Source organism: Variovorax ginsengisoli (assembly GCF_030486595.1).
Lineage (GTDB): Bacteria > Pseudomonadota > Gammaproteobacteria > Burkholderiales > Burkholderiaceae_C > Variovorax > Variovorax ginsengisoli_B.
Window position 1 is genome coordinate 102,136 of sequence record NZ_JAUJZH010000005.1, and the last position, 20,589, is coordinate 122,724.

The 20,589-nt window shown below is 68.7% G+C and carries 19 protein-coding genes and 1 tRNA gene; 11 read left to right on the forward strand and 9 right to left on the reverse strand.

The genetic code is table 11. The features are described from left to right. Positions 1-79 precede the first annotated feature (79 nt). The 8 genes from QZH52_RS08910 to QZH52_RS08945 form a co-directional block, all read right to left on the reverse strand. On the reverse strand, positions 80-1,135 hold the full coding sequence (locus tag QZH52_RS08910) for an NUDIX domain-containing protein (RefSeq protein WP_301807048.1): 1,056 nt from the start codon (positions 1,133-1,135) through the stop codon (positions 80-82). 185 nt (positions 1,136-1,320) lie between these two features. Then, a tRNA-Arg gene (locus tag QZH52_RS08915) sits at positions 1,321-1,395 on the reverse strand. Positions 1,396-1,422: 27 nt separating this feature from the next. Further along, on the reverse strand, positions 1,423-5,505 hold the full coding sequence (locus tag QZH52_RS08920; protein WP_301807050.1) for a translocation/assembly module TamB domain-containing protein: 4,083 nt from the start codon (positions 5,503-5,505) through the stop codon (positions 1,423-1,425). Beyond that, entirely contained in the window at positions 5,506-7,392 is a 1,887-nt protein-coding gene (locus QZH52_RS08925) for an autotransporter assembly complex protein TamA (protein ID WP_301807053.1), read from the reverse strand. Between the two features lie 60 nt (positions 7,393-7,452). Next, positions 7,453-8,640, reverse strand: coding sequence for a vWA domain-containing protein (locus QZH52_RS08930; protein ID WP_286534800.1), 1,188 nt, complete (start codon positions 8,638-8,640; stop codon positions 7,453-7,455). Between the two features lie 6 nt (positions 8,641-8,646). Next, positions 8,647-9,267 (reverse strand): GNAT family N-acetyltransferase, encoded by a 621-nt coding sequence (locus QZH52_RS08935; RefSeq protein ID WP_286534799.1) that lies wholly within the window; start codon positions 9,265-9,267, stop codon positions 8,647-8,649. A gap of 2 nt (positions 9,268-9,269) precedes the next feature. Further along, positions 9,270-9,530, reverse strand: a complete 261-nt coding sequence (locus QZH52_RS08940; RefSeq protein WP_286370025.1) for a hypothetical protein — start codon at positions 9,528-9,530, stop codon at positions 9,270-9,272. Further along, positions 9,527-10,369, reverse strand: a complete 843-nt coding sequence (locus tag QZH52_RS08945; RefSeq protein WP_286525473.1) for an AAA family ATPase — start codon at positions 10,367-10,369, stop codon at positions 9,527-9,529. The genes QZH52_RS08940 and QZH52_RS08945 overlap by 4 nt, the downstream gene beginning before the upstream one ends. A gap of 130 nt (positions 10,370-10,499) precedes the next feature. Here QZH52_RS08945 and QZH52_RS08950 point away from each other — a divergent pair, with 130 nt between their 5' ends. Continuing rightward, positions 10,500-11,177 carry a c-type cytochrome gene (locus QZH52_RS08950; RefSeq protein ID WP_286534796.1) on the forward strand — a complete coding sequence of 226 codons (678 nt, stop codon included), beginning with the start codon at positions 10,500-10,502 and terminating at the stop codon, positions 11,175-11,177. Between the two features lie 146 nt (positions 11,178-11,323). Here QZH52_RS08950 and QZH52_RS08955 read toward each other — a convergent pair whose 3' ends face one another. Then, positions 11,324-11,758, reverse strand: coding sequence for a DUF1841 family protein (locus tag QZH52_RS08955; protein ID WP_301807062.1), 435 nt, complete (start codon positions 11,756-11,758; stop codon positions 11,324-11,326). Between the two features lie 57 nt (positions 11,759-11,815). On the opposite strand from QZH52_RS08955, the gene QZH52_RS08960 reads away from it, so the two are divergent. The 10 genes from QZH52_RS08960 to QZH52_RS09005 all read left to right on the forward strand — a co-directional run bounded on the left by QZH52_RS08960 (position 11,816) and on the right by QZH52_RS09005 (position 20,583). Beyond that, positions 11,816-12,766, forward strand: a complete 951-nt coding sequence (locus tag QZH52_RS08960; RefSeq protein ID WP_286525468.1) for a LysR family transcriptional regulator — start codon at positions 11,816-11,818, stop codon at positions 12,764-12,766. A gap of 12 nt (positions 12,767-12,778) precedes the next feature. Next, positions 12,779-13,150, forward strand: a complete 372-nt coding sequence (locus QZH52_RS08965) for a hypothetical protein (RefSeq protein ID WP_286534793.1) — start codon at positions 12,779-12,781, stop codon at positions 13,148-13,150. 156 nt (positions 13,151-13,306) lie between these two features. Beyond that, a complete protein-coding gene (locus tag QZH52_RS08970) occupies positions 13,307-13,816 on the forward strand; it encodes a cupin domain-containing protein (RefSeq protein WP_301807065.1) in 510 nt (169 codons plus the stop codon). Positions 13,817-13,834: 18 nt separating this feature from the next. Next, a complete protein-coding gene (locus tag QZH52_RS08975) occupies positions 13,835-14,842 on the forward strand; it encodes a hydroxyquinol 1,2-dioxygenase (protein ID WP_286534791.1) in 1,008 nt (335 codons plus the stop codon). 120 nt (positions 14,843-14,962) lie between these two features. Then, the gene (locus QZH52_RS08980) at positions 14,963-15,424 is read left to right on the forward strand and encodes a nuclear transport factor 2 family protein (RefSeq protein WP_301807068.1); all 462 of its coding nucleotides are present in this window, start codon (positions 14,963-14,965) and stop codon (positions 15,422-15,424) included. A 53-nt stretch (positions 15,425-15,477) separates the two neighbouring features. Then, complete coding sequence (locus QZH52_RS08985; RefSeq protein WP_301807465.1) at positions 15,478-16,941, forward strand: aldehyde dehydrogenase family protein; 1,464 nt, start codon at positions 15,478-15,480, stop codon at positions 16,939-16,941. Between the two features lie 24 nt (positions 16,942-16,965). Further along, complete coding sequence (locus QZH52_RS08990; RefSeq protein WP_301807070.1) at positions 16,966-18,225, forward strand: ABC transporter substrate-binding protein; 1,260 nt, start codon at positions 16,966-16,968, stop codon at positions 18,223-18,225. 5 nt (positions 18,226-18,230) lie between these two features. Then, the gene (locus QZH52_RS08995) at positions 18,231-18,950 is read left to right on the forward strand and encodes an ABC transporter ATP-binding protein (protein WP_301807072.1); all 720 of its coding nucleotides are present in this window, start codon (positions 18,231-18,233) and stop codon (positions 18,948-18,950) included. A 55-nt stretch (positions 18,951-19,005) separates the two neighbouring features. Continuing rightward, positions 19,006-19,707: an ABC transporter ATP-binding protein gene (locus tag QZH52_RS09000; RefSeq protein WP_301807074.1), complete on the forward strand. Its 702-nt coding sequence runs from the start codon at positions 19,006-19,008 to the stop codon at positions 19,705-19,707. Positions 19,708-19,722: 15 nt separating this feature from the next. Further along, entirely contained in the window at positions 19,723-20,583 is an 861-nt protein-coding gene (locus QZH52_RS09005) for a branched-chain amino acid ABC transporter permease (protein WP_286534786.1), read from the forward strand. Positions 20,584-20,589 lie beyond the last annotated feature (6 nt).

Genomic DNA, 20,589 nt, shown 5'->3' on the forward strand with positions numbered 1-20,589 from the left:
TGGTGTCAGTGCTTGCACCTTAGGTCGGCGCCTGCGCATCGGGTGCCGGAAAAAGCAATTGGCGTGCGTGGGTGCTTGCCTACAGGGCAGGCAACAGGTCCAGGTAGTGGTCGAGCATCTGGAAGTGGTCGTCCAGGAACTGGTCTTCCAGCGCGGCCAGCGCTCCGATCGGCGTCCAGTGCGCGGCGGCGGCGTCGTCGTCGGCCCGCAGCCCCGGCAGCTCACGCTCTCCGAGGTCGAAGAAGTGACCATGGGTGATGGTGCGGCCGCGTGCGCTGCGGTCCGGGCGGTCGAACACGTCGGTGGCCCTCAGGCAGGCGCGCAGGGTCGCCGGAGGCAGCGCCAGATGGGTCTCTTCCTCGAGCTCCCGCAGGGCCGCCTGCCTCGTGGTCTCGCGCTGTTCGAGGAAACCGCCGGGCATCGCGAGCAGGCCCTTGCCGGGCGCCTGCCCACGGCGGATCAGGAGCACGTGGCCGGCGCACCGGACGACGCAGTCGACCGTCACGAGGACCGGAGGGTAGGGCGCCGAGGCCCAGGACGACTCGTACGCTCTCAACAGCGCCGCTTCCTGCGCCAGGGCCTCGAAATGCGGCCCGTGGGTCCAGGCACGCAGGAAGTCGATGGTGCGAGGCGGTAGTTCGCCTGCGAGCGTGGCCAGTGCCTCGTCCGGCGAGGCGAACAGCGCGTCGCGCATGCGGCTGGTACGGCGCACCGGCACTTCGTCCGCCCGCAGCAGCGTCCATGCCGGGAACGCGTCGAGGTAGTCGCGGGTGGCATCGCGGGCGTGGCCGACCAGCGTCAGTCTGGGCGCCGGGGCCGCTTCGGTGCTCCCCAGCGCATCCGCGACCGCATGGTGCACGTCCGCCAGCCAGCGGATCTCGTCGAAACGATCGCGCACCGGCACGCAGTGCAGCCGCAGGCGTTGCGCTTCGGGGAGCGCGAGGCGGATCATCTCGGCGCGTTCCAGCCAGGTGAAGGGATGCTTGGGCGAGCGGGCCTGGAACGCCGAGCCGATCACCACGACCACGCCCGGCGCGGCTTCGAGTGCCCGCTCGACCAGCGACAGATGGCCGCAGTGGAAGGGCTGGAAGCGGCCAATGACGACCGCGGCGTCCGATGGCTTGAGAGTGTGCACAGATGGCCTTGAATTGGGGAACGGCGCAGCCCGGCCGGCGGCGCGTCAACAGAACATGAATGCCAGGATGGCGGCATCGTCCGCCCAGTTCAGCAGCGCATAGCCGGCGAACCTGTAGGCCACCACGGTCGCTTGGTTGATCAGGTCCTGCATGCTGGAACGGTGACTGCGAATCGGTGACTGGCTGGTGCCCTCGACAGGAATCGAACCTGTATCTGAGTCTTAGGAGGACCCCGTTCTATCCATTGAACTACGAGGACGAGCGCGCCCGAACTTTAACAGTTCGGCTAGTCGAACTGCACCGTGAAGATCAGGTCGACGGCGCTTTGCTGCCCCGCCTGTGCCCGCAAGGTCAGCCGGCGGGTCAGGTCGTAGAAGATGAACAGCGTGCCCAGCGTGCCGCCCAGGCCGCGCTCGTAGGTGACGTAGAAGTCCCGCGCGATGCGCTTGCCGACGGTGACTGTCGAGTCGCGGACGTCGCCGCCGCTGCCCGGACCCTTGAAGCCGATCTCGTCGAGCCCGAAGCGGCTTGCCAACCCACCGCCGCCGCTGCCGCCAAGGCCTCCCAGCAGCGCCAGCGCGGCCTGCTGCAGCAGCACCGATTCGCCGCCGCTGGTGGCCGACGCCCGGCCCAGCACCAGCCAGCTGAGGGTTTCCTGGTCCGACAACTGCGGCTCCGAGTACAACCGCACGCGCGGCGACAGCGCGGTGCCGGTGATGGCGACGCCGGCGCGCTGCGAGATGTTGGGACGGATCGCCAGGATGTCGAGCTGCGGGTTGTCGAAGGGGCCGTTGAAGCGCGCGATCCCGGTCTCGATGTTGAGCGCCTGCCCGTAGGCGCGGTACTGGCCGGCGACGGTCCGGACCTCGCCGGTGATGCGCGGCGGTGCGTTCAGGGCGGTGCTGCGGATGTCCAGCTTGCCGGCCAGCCGGGTCGTGATGCCGCGGCCCTGGACCGCGAAGTCGGCGCCGAGGTCGAAGCTCACCGCGATGTCCGGTGGCTTGGCGGTCTCCGCCCGGGCGACTTCGCTCTGGTTTTCGGCGGCCCGGCGCTTCGCCTCCTCGGCGGCTTCGCGATCGATCGCCGCCGAGCGGACCACGACGTCGCTGCCCAGGCTGGGCGCGGTCTCGTCGGGCAGGATGATGACCGCGCGGTCGGTCTTGATGTCGCCCCGCACCGTGAACTGGCCGCTTGCGAGCCGGGCCTGCAGGCTGCCCGACAGCGTGAGCTGTCGATCGGCGCGGACCAGCACGCGCAGCGCCCGCAGATCGGCCTGGATCGACATCCGGATGCCGCTGCCGGCGCCGGCCACCGGTGCCGCGCCCCAGCCCAGTTCACCGCGCGCCGACAGGGTGCCGCCGTCGCGCGCGGCCTCGCTGGCCGCGGTGCTGAGGTTGCCGCTCTGGCCCGGGATGCGCGTCTGCGCGCCGGCCCCGCCCTTGAGCGTGAATTCGGTGATCTCGACCCGGTTGCCCGCCAAGGTGGCGCGGAGCCGGCCGTCGCGCAGGTCCAGCCCTTCGACCAGCGCCCGCATCGCCAGCTTGTCGGCGGCCAGGGTGCCGTTCCAGCGCGGCTCGCTGCGGTTGCCGGCCAGCGTGGCATCGGCGTCGAGCGTGCCGGCCATCCGCCAGCCCGGCGGCGCCAGCATCGACCAGACGCCCAGGTTCGGCATCCGCGCCGTGACGCGGCCGGCCAGCGGGGCGTCGTCGGCCCAGTGCCAGCCGCCCTGGCGCTGCTGCACCCGGGTGCTGGCCTCGACCCGGATCTCGCCCGCCCGCTCGCTGTCCCAGGCCAGGTTGGCGCGCACCGTGTCGCCTTCGGCGTCGAGGACGAACTCGGCGCGCTTCAGTCCGGCCGGCGTGCTGGCGCCGGGGCCTGCGGCATCCATGGTGCGTTCGCTGGCGGTGCCCGTGCCATGGCTGCGGATGCGCGTGACCAGCGCGGCCTCCCCGGCCTGCACCCGCAGGTCGCCGCTTTCGCGAATCAGGCGGGCCTTGGCGCGCAGCGTGTCGCCGGCGTCGATGTCCCAGTCGCCGTTGAACAGCAGGTCGCCGCTGAAGCCGACCTGGGCCAGCGTCTCGCCGTTGCCGAGCAGCTCGGCCCAGGCCATCGGCAGGCCCTGCAGCCGGCCCTTGGACTGCAGCCGGAAGGCCCGCCCCACCTCGGTGCCGGTGCGGCTGAAGCGCAGCGGCTGCCAGTCGATCCTGACCGTGCCCGGCGCCGGTCCCTTGAGGGTCGCGGCCGCGGCGGAGGCTTCGAGGTCGAGCCGCGGGTTGGCGCCGGAAGCCGTCCGCACCTTCACGCTGACGGGGCTGCCGAGTTCCAGCATCCAGGGGGCGACATCCGGCCGCGCGCTGTCGAATGCCTGCACGCGCAGGCTGGCGAGCGCCGCACCCCACTGGTCCCGGCGCTCGATGCCGGCGCTGGCCCGGGTGTCGAGCGTGATCTTTCGGGTGCCCGTCACGGCTTCGCCCTTCAGGGCCAGCGTCGCCTGGGCGAGGCTGCCGGCCAGCTCGGCACGCACGCCGTTGAGCACGATCGGACTCGGCGCCGCCGCCTCGGAGGGCGGCAGCTTGACCTCGAGCCTTGGAATGGCCAGCGTGGCCTGCAGCGTGGGTTCGGCGGTGCCGCGCGGCGCGGGTTCGTTTACGGCCTGCAGCCGGCGCTGGACCGCCTGCCAGCCGCCCCTCCAGCTGGCGTCCAGCCGGGCGCTGCCCTGGAGCGCGGTGCCGCCGAAGAGGCGGCCGAGTTCGGGCAGCCCTTCGATCCAGCCCTGCAGCGCCGCCGCGTCGTCGATCCGGGCCTGGACGTCGCCGCCGCCCGTGTTCGGCGCGATCCGGCCGTCGACCAGCGCCGTGGCGCCGGGAACGGCCAGGTTCAGCCGGCCGCTCGCCGCTTGATCGTCGACCCGCAGCTGCAGCCGGCCTTCGATGCTGGCGCCCCGGGCCTCGACGCGCAGGCTTCGCAGGTCGAGCACCTGGTCCTGCCACTGGCCCTTGGCGAGCGCCCGTTCGAGCCGCAGGCCCTGCAGCTCGCCCGTCCCGCCGGCGCCGCCCTCGGCCTGCAGCGCGACGTCGAACTGCAAGGCATCGCCGGTCTGGCCGGCCTGGATGCGGCCGTTGACCGGCGCACCATCGAGCCGGGTATGGAGTGCGCCGGGACTGACGCCGCGCACGGTGGCGTCGACTTGCCAGGGCGCCGGCGCGGGGCCCCAGCTGCCCTCGGCGTCGATGCGGCCGCCGCCGGCGCGCACGCTGAGCTGCGGCAGCGTCCAGGTGCTGCCGTCGAAACGGGCCCGGGCGTCCAGCTGCTCGACCGGCAGCTTGGCCTCGTCCCAGGGGCCCGGCAGCGCATTGCGAACCTGCGCGCTGGCCTGCCAAAGTGACTCGCCGGGCGCGGCCGTCGCGTCGGGACCGGCCTCGATCTCGCCGCTCAGCAGGGTGGCGGGCGCTTCGGGCCAGAGGGTGGCCAGGTCGATGTTCTGCAGCGCGGCCTTGGCGTCGATCACGGGCTGCGGCTGCCAGGGTGCCAGGGTGGCCTGCAGCTGCGCCTGCATGGGCTGGTCGGCGCTGGCGTCGACCGGATGGAGATCGGCCGTCACCGCGAGGCGTGCATCGGGGCCGGCGAGCTGGCCCTGGATGGTCGCCTCGGCCCGCACGTCGAGGCTGCGGTCCTGCGCCAGCAGCGCGCGCACCCGGCCGTTCAGCGTGGCGTCGAGCGCCATCGGCGCCGGCCCCTGCAGGCGCAGCTGGGCGCCGTAGTGGCCGTCGGCGATGTCGACCGCGGTGATCTCGAGCTGATGGTGGTCGTCACGATAGCGGTAGCTGCCTGCCAGCCCGGTCGCCTGCAGCGCCGGCGGCCCGGCCCAGCGCAGGTCGTCGATGGTGAAGGGCAGCTCGATCTCCACCGGCAGCACCAGCTGCTCGAGCGGCTCGACCGGCTTGCTTTCGGCCGGCGCGCGGCGCTCGATCAGCAGCTGCGCAGCGTGGACTTCGCCGAGCTGCACCCGGCGCCGCAGCAGGGGTGCCAGCTGCCAGCCGATGCGGGCATCCCGGACCTCGACCGCCAGGCTCTCGCTCTCCCAGCGCAGCCAGCCGATGCGGCCACCGGCGCGCAGCGACCCGCTCACGTCGCGGCTCTCCAGGGTCTGACCGGCCGGGAGGTAGCGCGCCGTGCGCGCCAGCGCGAAGGCCAGCGACTGGTCGGACCCCAGCCACCACCAGGCGCCCGCGCCCAGCAGCAGCACCAGCGCCACCAGGCCGGTCAGGCCCCACGCGAATGCGCGCAGCGCACGTCGCCCGCGCGAGCGCGGCGGCGGCGGCGGCGGCGGCGCAGCGGTTGCGGCGGCGGTGGCGTGGTCGGCGCTCATCTAGAAAGTGAATCCGAGTCGGAGGTGAAAGCGGAACGCATGGACGGCGATGCCGTAGGCCAGGTCCATCTGGACCGGGCCGATCGGGCTGGCCCAGCGCGCGCCGACGCCGACCCCGACCTTGGCGCTCATGTCGGCCGGCCGGTCGGCCACCGCGCCGACATCGATGAAGACCGTGCTGTCCCAGGCGGTCAGCTGGCCCTGGTAGACGAAGGGGCGCTGCCATTCGATGCTCGCCACGCCGAGGTAGCGCCCGGCGATGACTTGGCCGTCGGGCTTGACCGCGCCGATCGAGCGGTAGCCGTAGCCCCGCACCGTGGTGTCGCCGCCGGTGAGGAAGTTCAAGGTCGACGGTATCTGGGCCCGGTCCGCCGCGCTCACCACGCCGGCCTCGGCGCGCAGCTGGATGCGGGCGTTGCGCCGCTGCGTGTCGTCGTCGTTGCTCACGGTGCCGGCCGGGACGAAGCCGATCCAGCGCACGTAGGTCCGGGTGAAGGGCAGCTGCTCGCCCGACAGCGTGTAGCCGCCGGCCAGTTCGAGCGCGACCCCCTGGCCGCGGGTCGGCGCCGCCGCGTTGTCGAAGTAGCGGCCGGTCCAGCCCCAGTTGAGGGACAGGGCCGAGGCCGATGGCGGCGGGTTGAAGCCTCGATTCACCGCATAGTCGTACTGCAGGAAGATGCTGCGGTCGATGTGGTCGCCGCCCTGGCTGCGGCCGCCGCGCAGGCGACCGCTGTCGACAGTGAAGCTGCCCGAGACTTCGCTCTTCAACTGGCCCGATGCAAAGGAGCGCCAGCCGCTGTCGTCGGGGATCGCGGTCCATTCGGTGCCCAGCGATTGCAGGTCGCGGTCGATGGTGAGCTTGGACACCGCGCGCCAGCCGAGCAGCGGCATGTCGTTGTGCGAATGGTCGATCGACAGCCGGGCGCCGCTGTCGGTGGTGAAGCCGACGCCGAGCACCACGCGCTGCAGCGGCGCCTCGGTCAGCTGGGCGACCACCGGGGCGGCATGCGGATCGGTCGTGGTGTCCAGCGTCAGGAACACCGAGTTGAAGTAGCCGCTGCTGGCCAGCCGCTGCTGGGCATCGAGCAGCAGCTGCTGGTCGTATTCGGCGCCGGTCGGCACCCGCGCCAGCCGGCGCACGCTGTCGACCGGATAGCGCTGGCTGCCGTTCACGACCAGCGGCCCGAAGCGGTACGCCGGGCCGGATTCATAGGTCGCGCCGAGCCTGGCTTCGCTGCGGTCGGCGTCGATCTCGGCCTTGCTGGCGAGGATGCTGCCGGTCGGATAGCGCCGGGCCGTGAGGGTGCGCAGCGCCCCGGTCTTGGCGGCGTCCCAGGCCTGCTGGTTGAAAGGCTGGCCGGCGCGCAGCGCCCAGCCGGTGCGGATGGCGTCGCGCTGCGCCTCGGCGGCGGGGTTCTCGGCGATCGGCCCGCTGAAGTCGATCTGCACGCTGCTCACACGCGTCAGCGGGCCGGGCTCGACCGTGATCCTGACCTCCCGCGGCGCCTTGCCGCCGGGCGTCTCGCGCAGCTCCAGCGTCAGGGTGGGCGTGAAGTAGCCCAGGGTGTTGAGCAGTTCGCGCGCATTGGCCTCGGCCGCCACCATCAGCCGCGAGATCTCGACCGCCCCGAGGTCGTCGAGCTCGCGAAAGCGCTGGATCTCGAGGTGGCGTTCGAGGAACTCGCGCACCGTGGCCGGCTCGGCCTGGACATCGACCGTGAATGCCGTGCCGGCAGTGCCGCCTGCGCTCGCCACGGCCCCCGGGGTCGCGTCCGATTCTGCTGCGTCCTTCTGGGGCAACAGGCTGCAACCCGACAGTAGAAGAGCGGCTGCAAATAAAAACGCCGGCCACCACGCCGGCGCATGAAGACGGACCACCCTAAGCATGCGGGGATTTTGACAGCATGCGCAGAGGCCCCCCGGCGGCGGGGTGCACCGGCGGGCGGGCTACTTCGAGAGCATCCGCATCGCGTCTTCGAGGCCGCGCAAGGTCAGCGGGTACATCCGGTGCGACACCAGCTGCTGGATCACCGCGATGCTCTGGCGGTACTGCCAGACACCCTGCGGCTCGGGGTTGATCCAGGCGAACTTCGGGAACGCGTGCGTGAGGCGCTGCATCCACTCGGCGCCGGCCTCCTCGTTGTTGTATTCGACGCTGCCGCCCGGCTGCAGGATCTCGTACGGGCTCATCGTGGCGTCGCCGACGAAGATCAGCTTGTAGTCCTTGTTGTACTTGCGGATGATATCCCAGGTCGCGAACTTCTCGGAGAAGCGGCGCCGGTTGTTCTTCCACATGAAGTCGTAGACGCAGTTGTGGAAGTAATAGAACTCGAGGTGCTTGAACTCGGTCTTGACGGCCGAGAACAGCTCCTCGACGCGCTGGATGTGCTCGTCCATCGTGCCGCCCACGTCCATCAGCAGCAGCACCTTGACGTTGTTGTGGCGCTCGGGCCGCATCTTGATGTCGAGGTAGCCGGCATTGGCCGCGGTCGAGTGGATGGTGTCGTCGAGATCCAGCTCTTCCTCGTGGCCCTCGCGCGCGAACTTGCGCAACCGGCGCAGCGCGATCTTGATGTTGCGGGTGCCCAGTTCCTGGCTGTCGTCGTAGTCCTTGTAGGCGCGCTGGTCCCAGACCTTGACCGCGCTCTTGTTCTTGCCGGCGCCGCCGATCCGCACGCCCTGCGGGTTGTAGCCGCCGTGGCCGAAAGGCGAGGTGCCGCCAGTGCCGATCCACTTGTTGCCGCCTTCGTGGCGGTCCTTCTGCTCTTCGAAGCGCTTCTTCAGCGTCTCCATGAGCTCGTCCCAGCCCATCTTCTCGATCTTGGCCTTTTCCTCGGCCGTGAACTCGCGCTCGAGCGTCTTGCGCAGCCAGTCGAGCGGCACTTCCTTGGTGAAGTCGGCCAGCATCTCGACGCCCTTGAAGTAGGCGGCGAAGGCGCGGTCGAACTTGTCGTAGTGCTTCTCGTCCTTGACCAGCGCGGTGCGCGACAGGTAGTAGAAGTCGTCGAGGCCGTAGGCGCCGTCGGAGTTGGGGCCGACCACGTCGGCCTGCAGCGCCTCGAGCAGGGTCAGGTATTCCTTGACCGACACCGGCAGCTTGGCCGAGCGCAAGGTGTAGAAGAAGTCGATCAGCATCGCGAATCACTCCTTGGAGGAAGAGGGTGCGGGGGGGCGCGGCTTGTCCAGCAGGTAGAGCAGCTGGGCCTTGACCTCGGGCCATTCGCCCGAGCGCAGGCTGTACATCACGGTGTCGCGGATGGTGCCGTCGCGGCGCAGCGCATGGCCGCGGATCACGCCGTCCTTGCGGGCGCCCAGCCGCTCGATCGCCTGCTGCGACGCGTGGTTGAAGTTGTCGGTGCGCCAGCCCACCACGTGGCAGCCCAGGGCATCGAAGGCGTGCGACATCATCAGCAGTTTGCAGGTGGTGTTCACGTGGGTGCGCTGGCAGCGCCGGGCATACCAGGTGTAGCCGATCTCGACCCGTTTCACGGCGGGCAGGATGTCGTGGAAGCTGGTCGTGCCGAGCACGGTGCCGCTGGCTTCGTCGGTGACGGCGAAGGCGAAGCGGTTGCCGTCCTCGCGCATCTTCAGGGCCGCCTCGATATAGCTGCGGGTGTTCTCGGGCTCGGGCACCGAGGTGACGCGGATGTTCCAGAGCTCGCCGTCGGCGGCGGCGGCGCGCAGGCCGTTCTCATGGTGCAGCGACAGCGGCACCAGCGCGATGCCGCGCGACTTGAGCGTGACAGGCTCGACGAATGCCATCCTCAACTCCTGGGATTGCCGTATTTGCGGATGTACCAGGCCCGAGCGAGCTGGGCGCCCCCGCCGCCGCCGAGGCCGATCAGCAAGATGCCGAAGATCGCGTTGTTGGTGTAGCCGCCGGGGCCGAAAGCGTCCAGCCCGAGCAGGAGCCCGACCCAGCGGCCCAGCAGTGCGCCGGCGACGAACAGCACCGCCTGCGCCACGCCGAGCAGCATCAACTGCCTTGTCGGGTGCTTGCCGGGTCCACCGGGCGCTGCGCTCATCGGTTGTTGCGCTGCATGAACACGAGCTTCTCGAACAAGGTCACGTCCTGCTCGTTCTTGAGCAGCGCGCCGACCAGCGGCGGCACCGCGACCTTGTCGTCCTTGCTCTGCAGCGCCTCCAGCGGGATGTCTTCGGCCACCAGCAGCTTGAGCCAGTCGAGCAGCTCGGAGGTCGACGGCTTCTTCTTGAGGCCGGGCAGGTTGCGCACGTCGTAGAAGGTCTTCATCGCGGCCGTGAGCAGTTCCTGCTTGAGGCCCGGGAAGTGCACCGCGACGATGCTCTTCATGGTCTCGGCGTCGGGGAACTTGATGTAGTGGAAGAAGCAGCGGCGCAGGAAGGCGTCGGGCAGTTCCTTCTCGTTGTTGGAGGTGATGAACACCACCGGCCGGTGCTTGGCACGGACCAGCTCGCGCGTCTCGTAGCAGTAGAACTCCATGCGGTCGATTTCGCGCAGCAGGTCGTTCGGGAATTCGATGTCGGCCTTGTCGATCTCGTCGATCAGGAGCGCAACCGGCTGTTCGGCCGTGAAGGCCTGCCAGAGCACACCCTTGACGATGTAGTTGTGGATGTCCTTGACGCGTTCGTCGCCCAGCTGCGAATCGCGCAGCCGGCTCACGGCGTCGTATTCGTAGAGGCCCTGCTGCGCCTTGGTGGTCGACTTGATGTGCCACTGGAGCAGCGGCAGGTCGAGCGCCTGGGCCACTTCCTCGGCCAGCATGGTCTTGCCGGTGCCGGGCTCGCCCTTGACCAGCAGCGGGCGCTTGAGCGTGATGGCCGCGTTGACCGCGAGCATCAGATCCTGAGTGGCAACGTAGTTGTCTGAACCCTTGAATTTCATGGATGGGCTTGAAGCGGAGGGTGGTTGAAAGAACACAACATCGATTCTTCGTCCGCAGGGCTCGCGAAGAGCCCCCATATAATCAAATGTTGATTTGAAACAAGTTTCTCCACGAGATTGTGCGCGCAAAATGAACAAGCTGTTGACCACGATGTTTGCCCTTGCTGTCGCCTGCGTGACGGTCTCGGCCCAGGCCCAAAAGATCACGGGGAACGCTGAGGCCGGTGCCAAGAAGACCGCCATGTGCGTGGGCTGCCACGGCATCATCGGCTACCAGGCCAGCTTCCCCGAGATCCACAAGGTGCCGATGATCGCGGGGCAGAGCGCCACCTACATCGTCTCGGCGCTCACGCAGTACAAGGGCGGCGAGCGCAAGCACCCCACCATGCGCGCCATCGCCGACTCGCTGAGCGAGCAGGACATCGCCGATCTGGCCGCCTACTACAGCCAGCTCGGCCTGAAGGAAGGCGATGCGCCCCCGGCCACCGCCAAGGCCCCCAGCGACACCGTCCACGCGCTGATCTCGCGCGACAAGGACAACGCCTGCACCAAGTGCCACGGCGCCAATTTCAACACCCCCAACGACGGCACCGTGCCCAAGCTGGCGGGCCAGTACGCCGACTACCTCTACGTCGCCCTGAAGTCGTACAAGGTCCAGAACGCCCACCTGGGCCGCGCCAACGGCGTGATGGGCGGGCAGGCCAAGAAGTATTCCAACACCGAAATCAAGGAACTGGCCGCCTACATCAGCTCGCTGCCGGGCGAACTCAAGACGGTGCCGGAGTCGCGTTTCCACCACGCTGATTGAAGGCCCCCACGCTCCCCCACTTCGTGTGGATCGCTGCCCCCCGAGGGGGCCGCAGGCCGCCTTGGGGCGGCCCGGCGCCGGCCTGAGAGCCCACGCTCACGAAAAAGCCCGCTTCGCGCGGGCTTTTTGCATGGTGGCGGCCGCTTTCAGTCCCGGGTGGCGCGGCGCTGGACGCAGGCCACGTAGGCCTCGCCGTCAGGCGGGCGGCCGGCGCGCTGGCTCTCCCACATCATCTGGCCCAGGCATTCCATCGCCTCGTGGTGCGCGTCCAGCAGCGAGTCGCGCCGCGCCGCCAGCAGCTCGACCGCCTGGCGGATGCCGCGCGGCTGGTCGATCGAGCACTGCTCGCTGACGGACAGGTGCATCGACAGGTGGAGGAAGGGGTTCTCGCGCCCGTCCTGGCCGTCGTAGACGCGGGCCACCGCGGCATCGGCATCGGCCAGGTCGGCATGGTATTCGGGGTGCTCGTCGATCCAGCGGCTGGCGATGATCTCGAGCGCTTCCATCGGCTCGCCGCGGCGGCTCTTGGCGAAGACGCCGCAAAAGAAGCGGCGCACTTCCTCTTGGGAGGGATTGAACATCCGCCAAGATTAGCACCGCCTCGCCGGCACGGCCCCGGACCGCTACATTGCGAAGCCATGGACCGCCTGGAAAACATCGAGACCTTCGTTCGCGTCGCCCAGACCCAGAGCTTCGCCGAGGCCGCGCGCCAGATGCGGGTGGCGAAGTCGGTCGTGACCAGCCGCGTGAAGCAGCTGGAAGACCATGTCGGCGCGCCGCTGTTCCACCGCAGCACGCGGGTGGTGCGGCTGAGCGACGTCGGCCAGGCCTTCCTGCGCGACTGCACCGAGCTGGTCGGGCGAGCCAACGACATCATGGACCAGATGCGCGACGCCCGGGCCGGGCCGACCGGGACCCTGCGCATCCATGCGCTGACCGGCTTCGTGCTGGGCCATTTCGCGACCCTGCTGCGAGCTTTCCAGGTCAGCTTCCCTGACATCCATCTGGAGCTGATCGTCAGCGACGCGGTGGTCGACCCGGTCAAGGCCGGCGTCGATTGCGCGCTGCAGATCTTCCCGGCGGCATCCACCGAGCTGGTGTCGCGCCCGCTGTTCCCGGTTCGCCGCGTTTTCTGCGCCACGCCCGAGTACCTGCGCAGCCACGGCACGCCGGAAGACCCGCGCGACCTGCACAAGCACACGCTGGGCCTCTATTCGGGCTACCCGACGCGCGACCGCTGGACCTTCCACCACGCGGGCGAGCAGGTCACGCTCTACATGAGCGCCGCGCTCCTGACCAACAGCGTCCACCTGCTGCGCGAGTACGCGATGGAGCACGCCGGCATCGTCTGCCTGCCGACGCTGGTGGCCGGCGATGCGATCCTGCGCGGCGACCTCCAGGTGGTGCTGGCCGAGCACCAGCTGTCGTCGTTCTCGCTGAACGCGGTCTACGCCGGAACCTCGCGCAATGCGTTCAAGCTCAGGCTCTTCATCGAGCACCTCACCGCCGCCTTCACGCGGGTGCCGCCGTGGGACGCGGCCATGATCGACCGCGGCCTGCTGCCGGCCACGTTGATCGCGGACCCCTGAAAGGTCCAGCCCATGAACGACACCCCGACACCGCCCGAACCCTTCGCCACGCCCCGGCCCGAACCGCGTGCCCGCACGCCGCTGCCGGCGGGCTATCGCGAAGGCATCATCACCGCGATCACGGTGATCATCGGCTTCTCGCTTTCCTTCGTGCGCTACTGGGCCTTCGAGGCGCCGGGCGACTGGACGGCGCGCTCCGTGGTGGCGCTGGTGGCGCTGCTGATCCCGATCGCGGCCGAGATCTACACGCTCTACCGTGCGCTGCTGGTCGAGGATGACGACGAAGCGACCTACAGGACCACCGTGAAGTGGTTCATCGGCTCGGTTTGCGGCATGCTGGTCTCGGTGTCGCTGGCGGCGATCGTCCTGTCGGGCAGGCCCTGATGCCGTGGCCGCTGGGCCCGGGTAAACCCTGCGGATTGACCGGATTCGCCGAACAATGCGGACCGGATTTGAGGCCTACCGGAGTCGCCTTCCGTTTCCTAAAGTGCAGACACCGCAGTCCACCGCTGCACCTTCCGGCACCTGAGGAGACAACCCATGACCGCTGCCTACCAGACCCGCTTCGGGTCGCTGAAGAACTACCAGAAGGGCCACGTCGAGCCGATCGCCGACGACGTCCGCCACTACGCGTTCTCGAACTGCTTCGACATCGCGAGCAAGAGCAAGCCTTATGAAAAGGTGGTGTTCGGCCAGAACCAGATCTACGTGCTGGAGACGCTGCGCGCCGAAGGCAGCTCGCCCTGGTACACCAGCGCCCACGACGAGTTCGCGCTGGTGATGGACGGCGAGGTCGAGATCCACCTGGTCAAGCTCGATCCGAGCCAGGTCGTGGCCGACGCGGAGAAGAACGGCGCCGTGCTCGTCAAGGGCGAACCGAAGGGCCCGAAGATGGGCTGGATGAAGCTCTCGCGCGGCCACCAGGGCCTGCTGCCGAAGAACACCGCCTACCAGTTCCGCAGCGCCGGCGAGCCCGGCGTGATCGTGCTGCAGACCTGCAAGGGCGATCTCTCGGTCGAGAAGTGGGCAGACATCTGCCAGACGCACTGAGCCACGAGGAGCACCGCCATGAACGCACCCGCAGAACTCGCCAAGGTCATCGCGTCGCAACCCGACGCCACGCTCGGCTACAAGGATTTCTCGCTCGGCAGCTTCGGCTTTCGCCGCGACGAGTACTTCGCCCACATCACCTGGAAGACCCGCGACGGCCGGCCGATGAGCCACACGATGGACATCGGCAACTACCTGCGCGCCCTGATGCGCGACGTCGCCTGGGGCTTCTTCTACGGCTGGGTCAATTTCGACGACGTGGTCGGCACGGTCAACCACTACCAGTCGGTCGACCTCTACGCCGGCAGCTTCAACGGCACCATGAAGGACGCCGGCATCGACCTGCTGGAGAACTTCCCGACTGCCCAGATTCGCGCCACCTTCGAGGCCATGCTCGACGACTGGACCAACGAGAGCTTCGACCCGTTCTCCGCGCCGCAGGAAACCGGCTCGCCCTATGGCCGCAAGAACGGCAACAACACGGCCAAGATCACCCGGGCGCGCGAACTGGCCACGCGCTGCGTCGGTCTCAAGGGCGACCTCGACCTGCGCAGCGACGAGCGCGGCGCGCCGGTCAACCGCGCCTTCGCCGACGTGCCGCAGGGTCAGCCCGAACTGCATCCGGAGCCAGGCTTCGAGAACGAAGTCCACGCCTTCAATCTCTTCGGCTTCCTGAGCCGCTCGCAGGTCACCTGGAATCCGAGCTTCACCTCGGTCGTCAAGCACAGCTACATGTGCCCGACCACCGAGGAGCACATCCTGCCGATCATCCACGGCAACGACCGGGTCGAATGGTTCTTCCAGATGACCGACGAGATCCACTGGGACTGCGGCGACAAGAACACCGGCCGGCCGATGGCCCGCGTGATCATGAAGGCCGGCGACATGGCAGCCATGCCTGCCTACTGCCGCCACCAGGGCTTCAGCCCGAAGCGCTCGATGCTGCTGGTCTGGGAGAACGGCTCGCCGAGCCTGGTCTACGAGATCCAGAAGGGCGAGAGCCCGGAAATCCCGGTCCAGTTCTAGGACGGATACCGAGGCCGCGCGGAGACCGGGCGGCGCTCGCAGCGAAGCGACCTGATTCCGGCAGCCCCGACCGGCTGCGCCGGTGCGCCCTCACGTCAGCAGCGAAGAAGGAGACTCACCATGGCACTCACCCGTCAAACCATGACCGACGAGCAACGCAAGTCGGTGGCCCTCGAATACCTCAAGGCCTACGACAACGGCGGCGTCACCTCCAGCGGCGGCTCGATCCTCGACCTGTTCGCCGACGACGCCCAGGTGTACTTCCCCAAGTGGGGACTGGCGACCGGCAAGGCGCAGATCGGCCAGCTGTTCGGCGACGTCGGCAGCCGCGGCAAGTCGATCCGCCACGACTACGCGGGCTTCAACTGGATCTTCTCGGGCAGCGACCTGTTCGCCTGCGAAGGCACCAGCTTCGGCGAGCACGCGGATGGCCCGTGGCGCGCCGGCGTGCCCGAATGGGGCGCGGGCCGTTGGTGCGACGTCTTCGAGATCCGCGACTGGCTGATCCAGCGCTGCTTCATCTACCTCGACCCCGACTACGCGGGCAAGGACACCGCCCGCTACCCCTGGCTCACCAAGTGAATCACTCCATGACCCTCGCAGACATCCAGCAGGCCGCCGGCCTGAAGACGCCGATCCGCCACCAGCTCTTCATCGACGGCCGCTTCGTCGATGCCGAGTCGGGCGAGACGCTGGCGACCTTGAATCCGCACGACAACTCGACCATCGCCGAGGTCTCGCTGGCCGGCAAGGCCGACGTCGACCGCGCCGTGGCCGCCGCGAAGCGCGCCTTCCCGGCCTGGAGCCGCATGGCGGCGGCCGACCGCGGGCGCATCCTGCTCCGGCTGGCCGACCTGATCGAGGCCCACGGCGAAGAGCTCGCGCGCCTGGAATCGCTCGACACCGGCCATCCGATCCGCGATTCGCGCAAGCTCGACGTGCCGCGCACCGCCGCCTGCTTCCGCTATTTCGGCGGCATGGCCGACAAGTTCCAGGGCGAGACGATTCCGGTCGAGGCCGGCTTCCTCAACTACACGCTGCGCGAGCCGGTCGGCGTCGTCGGCCAGATCGTGCCGTGGAATTTCCCGCTGATGTTCACCAGCTGGAAGATGGCGCCGGCGCTGGCGGCCGGCAACTGCATCGTGATGAAGCCGGCCGAGATCACGCCGCTGAGCTCGCTCAAGATCGTCGAGCTGATGGCCGAGGCCGGTATGCCCGATGGCGTGGTCAACATGGTGCCGGGGCTGGGCCACGTGGTGGGGCAATACATCGCCGAGCATCCCGAGATCGCGAAGGTCGCCTTCACCGGCAGCACCGCGACCGGCAAGCACGTGGTGGCGGCAAGCGCGGGCAACCTCAAGAAGGTGCAGCTCGAGCTCGGCGGCAAGGGGCCGAACATCGTGTTCGAGGACGCCTTCCTGCCCGCCGCGGTCAACGGCAGCGCATGGGCCATCTTCCACAACCAGGGGCAGGCCTGCATCGCGGGCTCGCGGCTGATGCTGCACGAGAAGATCGCCGACGAATTTCTCGACAAGTTCCTGCCGCTCGCCAAGTCGATCCGCCTCGGCAATCCGCTGGACGATGCGACGGAGATGGGTCCGCTCACCAGCGCGCAACACCAGGAGCGCGTGTTGAACTACGTGGAAGTGGCAAAGGGCGAGGGCGGCAAAGTGCTCGCCGGCGGCAAGGCGCCGGGCGGCGAACTGCAACGCGGCTGCTATGTCGAGCCGACCATCGTGCGTGCGAGCTCGTACCGCGACCGCGTGGCGCAGGAAGAAGTCTTCGGCCCCTTCGTCACCGTGCTGACCTTCAAGAGCGACGAGGAGGCGATGGAGATCGCCAACGGCACCGACTACGGCCTCGGCAGCGGCCTGTGGACCCGCGACCTGCAGCGCGCCCATCGCGTGGCGCGCGACCTGCACGCCGGCATGGTCTGGGTCAACAGCTACAAGCGCGTGAATCCGGGCTCGCCCTTCGGCGGCGTCGGCCAGAGCGGCTACGGCCGTGAGATGGGCTTCGATGCGATGCGCGAGTACACGCAGGTCAAGAGCGTGTGGATCAACGTCGATGCCGAGATTCCGCCCCATTTCGTGCGCTGAAGACAACAACAGAAGGAGACTCCCATGACCCTCAATCGCAGACAGTTCACGCAGGCCGCGGCCGCCCTGGCCGCCGGCGGTGCGACGCCGCTGGTGTTCGCGGCCGACACGCTGAAGATCGGCTACGTCTCGCCGCAGACCGGCCCGCTGGCGCCCTTCGGCGAGGCCGACAAGTGGGTCATCGACCAGATGAAGACCGCCTTCAAGGACGGCATCGCCGTCGGCGGCAGGAAGTACGCGGTGCAGATCGTGCTGAAGGACAGCCAGTCGAATCCGAACCGCGCCGGCGAGGTCGCCAACGACCTGATCCTGAAAGAGAAGGTGGCGCTGGTGCTGACCGCCGGCACCCCCGAGACGGCCAACCCGGTCAGCGACGCCTGCGAGCTGAACGAGCTGCCCTGCATCTCGAGCGTGGTGCCGTGGCAGCCCTGGTTCTTCGGCCGCAAGGGCGATCCGGCCAAGGGCTTCAACTGGACCTACCACCTGTTCTGGGGCCTGGAAGACGTCATCGCCAACTTCACCAGCGGCTGGAAGTCCGTGCCGACCAACAAGAAGGTCGGCGGCCTGTTCCCCAACGACGGCGACGGCAATGCCTGGGGCGACAAGGAGCTCGGCTTTCCGAAGCCGCTCTCGCAGATGGGCTTCACGCTGGTCGATCCGGGCCGCTTCCAGAACGGCACGCAGGACTTCAGCGCCCAGATCGCGGCCTTCAAGAACGCTGGGGTGGAGATCGTCACCGGCGTGGTGATCCCCCCCGATGCCAAGACCTTCCTCACGCAGGCGCGCCAGCAGGGCTTGCGGCCGAAGATCATCACGCTGGGCAAGGCGCTGCTGTTCCCGGGCGCGATCGAGGCGCTGGGCGATCTGGGCGATGGCTTGTCGACCGAGGTGTGGTGGAGCCCCTCGCATCCTTTCACGTCGAGCCTGACGAAGCAGAGCGCCAAGGCGCTTTCCGAGGCCTACGAGGCCGGCACGAAGAAACAGTGGACGCAGCCCATCGGCTTCGCGCATGCGCTGTTCGAGGTGGCGTCCAATTCGCTCTCGCGTGCCAAGTCGACGAAGGCCGCGGATGTGCGCGACGCGGTGGCCGCGACCTCGCTCGACACCGTCGTCGGGCCGGTGAAGTGGGGCGGACAGGGTCCGTTCAAGAACGTCAGCAAGACGCCGCTGGTGCTGGGCCAATGGGGCAAGGGCCAGAAGTTCAAGTACGAACTCACCATCGTGAGCAACGAGGCTGCGCCCAACATCCCCGTGGGCGGAGCGCTGCGCGCCATGCCCACCTGAGCACCATGCCGCTGCTGTCCCTCCATGCCGTGAGCAAGTCCTACGGCGCGCTCAAGGTCACCGACGACATCTCGCTCGCGGTGACCGAAGGCGAGACGCTGGGCATCCTCGGGCCGAACGGCGCGGGCAAGACCACACTGTTCAACCTGATCTCGGGCGACGCGCGCGTGGATGCCGGCCGCGTGGAATACGAAGGCCGCGACCTGACCGCGCTCAAGCCGCACCAGCGTTGCCACGCGGGCATCGGCCGCAGCTACCAGGTCCCGCAGCCCTTCGGCAACATGACAGTGTTCGAGAACCTCGTGACCGCCGCGTGCTTCGGCGCCGAAGAGCGTGAGCAGGACGCGTGGGGGACCGCGCACGAAGTGCTCGCGCAGACCGGCCTCATGCCGCACGCGAACAGGCCGGCTGGCGGGCTCACGCTGCTGAATCGCAAGCGCCTCGAACTCGCGCGCGCACTGGCGACGCGGCCGAAGCTGCTGCTGCTCGACGAGATCGCGGGCGGTCTCACCGAGCCCGAGGCGAAGCAGCTCGTGGAAGAGCTCAAGCAGATCAAGGCGCGCGGCGTGACCATGATCTGGATCGAGCATGTGGTGCATGCCTTGCTCTCGCTGGCCGACCGGCTCTTCGTCATCAACTTCGGACAGAAGCTCGCGGAAGGCGAGCCGCATGCGGTGATGAACGATCCCGAGGTGCGGCGCGTGTACATGGGAGTGGAAGCATGAGCCGCCGGGCCGCTCCCAAGGCGAATACCGCAGCGCGCAGCGCGGAGGTTTCTCTATGACGGCACTTCTTGCCACGCAGGGCCTCACGGCGTTCTACGGCGACGCGCAAGCGCTCTTCGGCGTCGACTTCTCTCTCTCGCAGGGCGAGGTGGTCGCGGTCATCGGCGCGAACGGCGCGGGCAAGTCGACCTTGCTCAAGTGCCTCACGGGGTTGGTGCGCGCGCCGCGCGAGGCGGTCCGCTTCAAGGGCGAGGCGATCGGCAGCCTGCCGCCCGGCGAGATCGTGCGGCGCGGGCTGGCGATGGTGCCGGAAGGCCGCCGCCTGTTCCCGAGCCTGAGCGTGGAGGAGAACCTGCAGATGGGCGGACTCACCGCGCGCAAGGGACCGTGGAACATGCAGCGCGTCTACGAGCTGTTCCCGATCCTGGCCGAGAAGCGCCACAACCCCGGCACCGCGCTCTCGGGCGGCCAGCAGCAGATGGTCGCGCTCGGCCGCGCGCTGATGAGCAACCCCGAGGTGCTCCTGTGCGACGAGCTCTCGCTCGGCCTCGCGCCGATCGTGATCCATGAGATCTACGCCGCGATGCCCACGCTGGTTCGCGAAGGCATGACCGTCGTGATCGTGGAGCAGGACGTGACCATGGCGCAGCGCGTGTCGAAGCGCATCTACTGCCTGCAGGAAGGACGCGTATCGCTGCAGGGACGCTCGGATGCGCTCACGCGCGAGCAGATTTCGCAGGCCTATTTCGGGCTGTGAGCGGGAGTCATCGAAGTGCTTGAAACCATCGTCCAGGGCGTGCTGCTCGGCGGCCTCTACACGCTGTTCGCGCTCGGGCAGTCGCTGATGTTCGGCGTGATGCGGCTGACCAATACCGCGCAGGGGGACTTCATCATCCTCGGCGCCTTCGCGGTGATCGCGGGCACTGCGCTCTTCGGCGACGCGCCGCTTCTCATCACGCTCGCGGTGCTGCCGGTGGCCTTCGGCTTCGGCTACGTGCTGCAGCGCTACGTGCTCAACGGCACGCTGGGCAAGGACCCGCTGCCCTCGCTGGTCGTGACTTTCGGGCTGTCGATCGTGATCCAGAACCTGCTGCTGGAACTGTTCTCCGCCGACCCGCGCTCGATCGAGACGGGAGGGCTCAACACGCAGGGCCTGCACCTGGGCGAATCGCTGTCGGTCGGCGTGCTGCCGCTGATCGTGCTCGCGGTCGCGATCGTGGCGACCGGCGGCCTGCAATGGCTGTTCGCGAACACCGCACTCGGGCGTTCGTTCCGCGCGGTGTCGGACGACCGCGAGATCGCGGAGCTCATGGGTCTCAACGCGAAGAAGGTCTACGCACTCGCAACCGCCATCGCCTTCGTGCTCATCGCGATCGCCGGCGCGCTGCAAGGGATGCGTACGACGGTGTCGCCTTCCGACGGCCCACTGCTGCTGCTTTTCGCGTTCGAGGCCGTGATCATCGGCGGCATGGGCTCCTTCTGGGGCACGCTGGCGGGCGCGATGATCCTCGGCATCACGCAGCAGATCGGCTTCCGTCTCGATCCGGGCTGGGGCATCTGGGTCGGACATCTGGTGTTCCTGGGCGTGCTGGTGTTGCGGCCGCAGGGGCTTTTCCCGAAGACCGTGGGCTGAACGGAC